The organism is Methylophaga sp. UBA5088 (assembly GCF_002414625.1).
GTDB lineage: Bacteria > Pseudomonadota > Gammaproteobacteria > Nitrosococcales > Methylophagaceae > Methylophaga > Methylophaga marina.
Genome location: NZ_DIAC01000107.1, coordinates 10,268 through 15,250 on the forward strand (window position 1 = coordinate 10,268; position 4,983 = coordinate 15,250).

The window sequence follows — 4,983 nt, forward strand, 5'->3', positions numbered from 1 at the left end:
GATAAGTAATTTTGAAATACTCCCAACATAAACTTCTTACTATTACTTCAGATATTTGAGGATATTCAATTCGAGTCCATTCGTTAAATCTTGTATCGATAGCGGATATGAATTTTTCATCCTGAGCTAATCTGTCATCTTTAAACGTAAACTCAACATAGCCCACAAATACTTCAGGCGAATCCTGACCAGCCTCACACCCTAAAGTAAGATATGGGGAGTCAGCTTTATTCAATTCAGATATAAAACCGAGCAGTGCCGGGAAGTTCTTTGCTTCTGTTATTTCGCTAATTGAGTCTGGGTTGTTGATAAGGTCTAGTCCTCCATTATTTGTCCTGCCATTTTGATAATCTTTCCTGTACGGAAAGTGTTTGTAATGATCATCAAATTTCGAATATTCCATATCAACCTCAACGTATATTACGTGACTCTTTTTTTGTATTTCTCATTGTGAAATATATGCAATGCTTAGAGTATTGTCTGAATTAAAAATAACTAATACGCCATTAACTAATCAACTAAAGTACAGATACACTTATTTCGGCTTTTTGGCCCTATTTCACCATGTTTAAGCATGGTGATTTCTGATAAATAACTAGGCAACTAAATAGTGATGATGTTCTATATATCAAACATAGAAAAACTATTGCACATATACGGGATATCCGTACAATATCCACTATGAGAACAGTGATTGAAACACCGACATTTTGTAAGCATGCCGATAAGATATGGGATGAATCTGAACGACTAGATTTCATCAGCTACATTGCTCAAAACCCTGAAGCTGGAGATGTTATACCTGAAGCAGAGGGTGCCAGAAAGGTTCGTTGGGCGATAAAAGGCAGTGGAAAACGTGGCGGTGCAAGAATCATCTATTTTAATGAAGATGCTGAGGGCACAATTTATTTAATCATGATTTATAAAAAATCAGATACTGAAAATATTACTAGCTCAGATATCAAAAAACTAAGTTAACCATTAATTGTCATAGCACATCCTAGGGAGGGAAACTATGAATATTGAAAAGATTGCTTCAGCAATTGAAGCAGATGCTGGTATTGAATTACCAGGATTAAAACATAGCCTTGCTGAAATGAATGCCGGCAAAGTTGGGCGTAAATACAGTGATGCTCAACGCCTAGTGAGAGAAGTCCGCATCAAATATGAATTTACTCAGCCAAAGTTTGCTCGCCTCATATCCACTTCCGTTGGTGCATTACGTGACTGGGAACAAGGTAGAGCTGAACCTACAGGCCCCGCTATTAAATTGATTGGAATGATTAATCGTCATCCTGATTTAATTCAAGAAATTGAACAGATGAGCGCATAATCACGCGCTCATCAAATTTAACCTCTTCACCGCCATATCAAATTCGCTTTCGCCTAATTCCGAGCCAACAAAGCCTCGTCCGGTTTTAATACACGCTGCCGGCGTACTGCCACCCCCAACAAATGCATCCAGGACCACATCACCAGGTAAGGAACTGGCGGTGATGATGTGTTCCATTAGGTCCATCGGTTTTTCACATGGATGTTTGCCAGTGTAAAACGGCACCGGCTTAAAGTCCCAAACATTGGTATAAGGCACATGCTTACTGACGTTAAACGTGCGTCTGGCCGCATTGCTTTCATCCAACAGTGATCGATATTCAGCATAAAGATCAGCATAGGGCTTCAGCTTTTTACCGATGAGCTTTTCAACGGTTTGATAGTGGTTTTCTGGAATCATGGACCATTGCGATTTACCAAACCAATGGCCGGACATTTTGCAGCCACAAGCATTGTCGACTTGTTTTTGTGTCACGCCGGCATCGATGATCGCCTGGTGAAGATAAGCTCGAATAGATTCAAAACTAAACGGCACCGGCTTCATGCTTTCAGCAAACATAATATGCTCGGTTTGGGGGAAATAACGCCGTAATGATTCTTTGCTGCAACCATTATGACGGCCTGAAGGCTTTCGCCAGATGATTTGATTGAGCATGTTGAAATGTTTTGCAACGGCTATTTCGACTTTGTTGGCCAGGTGTGGGCCTGCAAAAAAATAAAGCGATCCGGTAGGCTTTAACACTCTGGCCATCTGCTCAAGTACGCTATCTAACCAGGCAAAAAAGTCCGCTTCATTTTTCCATTGTCGGTCCCAGCTTTCGGCAACCACACGAAAATAAGGCGGATCGGTCGCGATTAAATCGATGCTGTTATCATCGAGTGTGATCAGGAGTTTTAAACAATCGGTGTTATGCAGTGATAGGTTTTCGGTTTGGTATTTTCTCACGAGTGTTCTCTTTTTCATGACACTCGTGGTGTGCTGGTTCGGGGTGCTTGACCCTCAGATGATTCATGGTTTTACAGCGTGCGCACTTTATCTGTAGCTCGATAAAAATGCCCTCACCTAATTTACGGCCACATGCCCCGCAGCGTATTTCTTTCATTGTTCTCGTTGCAGCCCTTCTAAATCTTCTCTATATTTTCTCGCATGTGCCAGGCAGTTACTTTTCAATTTAATGGTGAGCAATACACCGTCGATATCAGCCATCCTCGTCCGGCTTTGCCTGTGCTTATGCCTGATCAGTCGTCGAAAATGTTCCCCTGGGGCCGTCATTCCAATCAACCAGGAACGCTGCCTTTTGGGTTTACCGCTAAGCGTGATGCGGTGCTGGCTGGCCGTTGGGATAAATGGTTCCCGCGTCGGGTGTTGATACCCAATGATGCCTATATGCTGCTCAACTTTGAGGGCAAGCCAAAGTGGTATCCCAATGCGATGAAAACGCACCTGGTCGGGCTTATGGCCAAAAACCCTGAAACGAATGAACGCCGCGTGTATGTGGTGGTAGAAGAACCGGATATTGTGTTGGCTGATTACCATGACATCAGTCCTGTTTCTGCCGGTGTGTCGTATCGGTGATCATCATTCTGCTATGCCATCAATGCGGCCCTTAATGGCCGTGGTCAGTGTGGCAATGTTGGTCACCTGTGAAGACTGCGTAATTTGCCCTGTGCTGGGGTGTGTATGTTGGGCCAATATTTCAGCCAGCTCAATCACGAGCTGAGCTAAATCACTCATTAAACGCAAGCCGTTTTCCTCGCTGGTCCCTATCCAGCTTTTGGGGGCTTGGAAGTGGTTTTTTGTACCGGCTTCTAGCGTGTTGTCTTGGCCTGCTGTCACCTTATTACTTGTGCCAATGTTGCTTTGCATTTTGCCAATGGTTTTCACCAGGGCATCCGCTTTGGTCGTCAGCCTTAAGTGCTTAACAGCGGATAAATCCAATATCCCGCCCGACTGAACCACAATGGCGCCAAACGCTTTGATGGTTTTAATCGCGCCAATAATCTCGGTGTCATTGGTGGCCGTTTCTTTGCTGGCTACGTGATAGGTTTCAACAATCGACATCGCCTCAATGAATCGTTCGAGAGATTCTTCATTGATGGTTAAGTCTGTTTTACGCTCCCAATTGCCGTCCTTATCTACCCGCTGAAATGAAGCTGGGTTGTGCTGCCAGCGTTGTTCGCCACGCTCGACCGCTGGCATGGTGAGGCCGTTGGGTAACACACTGCGAATAAAGGGCCGCTGCGGTGAACCATAAGCAAAAGCGAGCTCCACCCAGGTGCCATCCTCTGGAAAAGCGAATTGTCCCATTTCATGACCGGCCACAGGTAACGACATGATTACATCGGTCAGGATGTCCCACTTGGGATCAGGCTCGCCATTTTCGGTTAACACCTGCACATCGACCGCATATTTAGGCCGAAACTCATCACAGATATCGGTCGTTTTTGGCGCTTCACGCACACCGACCACCTGGCCAAACATCGGCAAGTGATAACCAGCGAACAGCTCGGGGAAAAGCTTCATCAGGATGCGCTTCATTAGCTGTTCCATACCAGCTCCATGTGATTCGCTTTGAGGGTGATTTCACTCAGCCTGTTGCCATTGATACGCATACCAGGACGCAGCTGCGGCATGATGGCTACCCGAGCCGAGTTGGTCGCCTGCTGCTGATCAAACAACTTTTGTGGCAATGAGATATTTTTCATCTGCGCCCAGCGCGAATCGGCCCAACTGCCGACATAAATCACACCATTGCCCTGCTGCTGCCAGAGATAGTCGGGAATATTAAACACACGCCCCAACATGGCCATCATTTGATAGCCACTGCCTAAGTGGAAAAAGTGCGAGACTTTGGTATTCGCATAGGCGATATCGGGCGTTGAAAAGTTTAATCCGGTGAGTTTATTCACCTCGGTTAAGACCTCGCGCAATGTCACATGGCGAAGCTGCAGCGAGATATCATGAATTAATGCCGCTGATAGCTCACGGCAAAAGCATTTCACCCGCTTATCACCGATGGGGACCACGCTATCCACAAAGCCAATAAACCAGCGCTGCAGGGCGGGTTGTTGGCTATAGCCCACTTCATACGTAACCAGCTTGCCCTTTTGGATGGCATCATTAGCCACCAAGGTTAATATGGCTCGGCCTGGTGTGTTGAGTTCGGCACGCACCTGGTCCTCAACCAATTGCTGAAGCACGCCATTAACGGAGACTTGTTTGATTAAACGCATCAGGCCGTCTCGCTATCTGGTAAGTGTTTATCAATAAAGTTGAGAATATTTTCAAAGCTGGTTAGCTCAACTTGATCAGGCACGGCGGTGTCTTCCTGCAATACGGTATCGCCGGTCGCGACCTGGTCAGTGACCGTTTTGGCTTCCTGGCGTGATTCTTTTAATTCAGGCACCGAGCGTACTTCGGTCAGTTTGAATGACACGGACCATAAGTTGAGTGATTCATCTTCGCTGGCACTCAGATCCCCCTCAAATTTCACCTGGCGAATGCCCATGCCTTCAGCCGTGATATTCACAATCGTATAAACCATGCGGTTGCCAGATGTGTCTTTGGCTTCAGCCAGCCTGACGACTTGCTGCAAATGAGCCTTGTCTTTAAATGGGATCTTGTAACGCACAGAAAGTTGTTTAGGTTTG

At 45.7% G+C, this 4,983-nt stretch carries 9 protein-coding genes; 3 read left to right on the forward strand and 6 right to left on the reverse strand.

Translation table 11 applies throughout. The annotated features are described in order from the left end of the window. The coding region (locus B4K20_RS13570; protein ID WP_289283281.1) for a hypothetical protein at positions 1–403 on the reverse strand (403 nt) is incomplete at its 3' end. Positions 404–681: 278 nt separating this feature from the next. Between B4K20_RS13570 and B4K20_RS13575 the strand changes: the two genes are divergently transcribed. Then, on the forward strand, positions 682–978 hold the full coding sequence (locus B4K20_RS13575) for a transcriptional regulator (protein WP_289283282.1): 297 nt from the start codon (positions 682–684) through the stop codon (positions 976–978). A 37-nt stretch (positions 979–1,015) separates the two neighbouring features. Then, positions 1,016–1,333 (forward strand): helix-turn-helix domain-containing protein, encoded by a 318-nt coding sequence (locus tag B4K20_RS13580; protein WP_289283283.1) that lies wholly within the window; start codon positions 1,016–1,018, stop codon positions 1,331–1,333. On the opposite strand, the gene B4K20_RS13585 is transcribed toward B4K20_RS13580, so the two are convergent. Together B4K20_RS13585 and B4K20_RS17065 are read right to left on the reverse strand one after the other, a co-directional pair. Then, positions 1,334–2,278 carry a DNA-methyltransferase gene (locus B4K20_RS13585; RefSeq protein ID WP_289283284.1) on the reverse strand — a complete coding sequence of 315 codons (945 nt, stop codon included), beginning with the start codon at positions 2,276–2,278 and terminating at the stop codon, positions 1,334–1,336. It lies immediately after the preceding gene. Next, positions 2,241–2,435, reverse strand: a complete 195-nt coding sequence (locus tag B4K20_RS17065) for a Com family DNA-binding transcriptional regulator (RefSeq protein WP_379007972.1) — start codon at positions 2,433–2,435, stop codon at positions 2,241–2,243. Before B4K20_RS17065 ends, B4K20_RS13585 begins: the two co-directional genes overlap by 38 nt. A 128-nt stretch (positions 2,436–2,563) precedes the next feature. Here B4K20_RS17065 and B4K20_RS13590 point away from each other — a divergent pair, with 128 nt between their 5' ends. After that, a complete protein-coding gene (locus tag B4K20_RS13590; RefSeq protein WP_289283285.1) occupies positions 2,564–2,908 on the forward strand; it encodes a hypothetical protein in 345 nt (114 codons plus the stop codon). 3 nt (positions 2,909–2,911) lie between these two features. On the opposite strand, the gene B4K20_RS13595 is transcribed toward B4K20_RS13590, so the two are convergent. The 3 genes from B4K20_RS13595 to B4K20_RS13605 form a co-directional block, all read right to left on the reverse strand. Beyond that, complete coding sequence (locus tag B4K20_RS13595) at positions 2,912–3,883, reverse strand: hypothetical protein (RefSeq protein WP_289283286.1); 972 nt, start codon at positions 3,881–3,883, stop codon at positions 2,912–2,914. Beyond that, complete coding sequence (locus B4K20_RS13600; RefSeq protein WP_289283287.1) at positions 3,871–4,566, reverse strand: hypothetical protein; 696 nt, start codon at positions 4,564–4,566, stop codon at positions 3,871–3,873. The genes B4K20_RS13595 and B4K20_RS13600 overlap by 13 nt, the downstream gene beginning before the upstream one ends. Next, positions 4,566–4,983: hypothetical protein (locus tag B4K20_RS13605; RefSeq protein ID WP_289283288.1), on the reverse strand; the 418-nt coding region annotated here is incomplete at its 5' end. The genes B4K20_RS13600 and B4K20_RS13605, both read right to left, overlap by 1 nt.

Bases quoted from the DNA above. Each gene is read 5' to 3' on its own strand.
- B4K20_RS13580 (WP_289283283.1), top strand. From the start codon at position 1,016: ATGAATATTGAAAAGATTGCTTCAGCAATTGAAGCAGATGCTGGTATT.
- B4K20_RS13575 (WP_289283282.1), top strand. From the start codon at position 682: ATGAGAACAGTGATTGAAACACCGACATTTTGTAAGCATGCCGATAAG.
- B4K20_RS17065 (WP_379007972.1), bottom strand. From the start codon at position 2,435: ATGAAAGAAATACGCTGCGGGGCATGTGGCCGTAAATTAGGTGAGGGC.
- B4K20_RS13600 (WP_289283287.1), bottom strand. From the start codon at position 4,566: ATGCGTTTAATCAAACAAGTCTCCGTTAATGGCGTGCTTCAGCAATTG.
- B4K20_RS13590 (WP_289283285.1), top strand. From the start codon at position 2,564: ATGCCTGATCAGTCGTCGAAAATGTTCCCCTGGGGCCGTCATTCCAAT.
- B4K20_RS13595 (WP_289283286.1), bottom strand. From the start codon at position 3,883: ATGGAACAGCTAATGAAGCGCATCCTGATGAAGCTTTTCCCCGAGCTG.